Raw genomic sequence first — 887 nt, 5'->3', positions numbered from 1 at the left:
AAGCGCAGGCCCTCGTCCATGGCGATCGGCGCGATCAGCTCGACCCGGATGCGGACGTTGTCGCCCGGCATCACCATCTCCGTGCCCTCCGGCAGGGTCACCATGCCGGTCACGTCGGTGGTGCGGAAGTAGAACTGCGGCCGGTAGTTCGTGAAGAACGGCGTGTGACGGCCGCCCTCGTCCTTGGTCAGGATGTAGGTCTCGGCCTCGAACTTCGTGTGCGGGGTGATCGAGCCCGGCTTCGCCAGAACCTGACCGCGCTCCACATCCTCGCGCTTCGTGCCGCGCAGCAGCGCGCCGATGTTGTCGCCCGCCTCGCCCTGGTCGAGCAGCTTGCGGAACATCTCGACGCCGGTCACCGTCGTCTTCACCGTCGGCTTCATGCCGACGATCTCGACTTCCTCACCGACCTTGATCACCCCGCGCTCGACGCGCCCCGTCACCACCGTGCCACGACCCGAGATCGAGAACACGTCCTCGATCGGCATCAGGAACGGACGGTCCTTCGGACGCTCCGGCTGCGGGATGTAGGCATCGACATGACGCATCAGCTCAAGGATCGCCTGCTCGCCGATCTCCGGGTTGCGGTCCTCCAGCGCGCACAGCGCCGAGCCCTTCACCACCGGAATGTCGTCGCCCGGGAAGCCGTAGCTCGACAGCAGCTCACGAACCTCAAGCTCGACAAGCTCCACAAGCTCAGGGTCCGCCATGTCCATCTTGTTCAGGAACACCACCAGCGCCGGAACACCGACCTGACGCGCCAGCAGAATGTGCTCGCGCGTCTGCGGCATCGGGCCGTCCGCCGCAGACACGACCAGGATCGCGCCGTCCATCTGCGCGGCACCCGTGATCATGTTCTTAACGTAGTCGGCGTGACCCGGGCAGTC

1 protein-coding gene is annotated in these 887 nt (G+C 66.0%); it reads right to left on the bottom strand.

Annotated features, from left to right (window positions below; genetic code table 11):
• Window positions 1–887 (bottom strand): elongation factor Tu (gene tuf / locus ACFQPS_RS20095; protein WP_377361137.1); only part of this gene is annotated, 887 nt, incomplete at both ends.

Source organism: Rhodocista pekingensis (assembly GCF_042665545.1).
Taxonomy (GTDB): domain Bacteria; phylum Pseudomonadota; class Alphaproteobacteria; order Azospirillales; family Azospirillaceae; genus Rhodocista; species Rhodocista pekingensis.
Note: the sequence above shows the minus strand (reverse complement) of the source record. Positions and strands in the feature narration are given on the sequence as shown.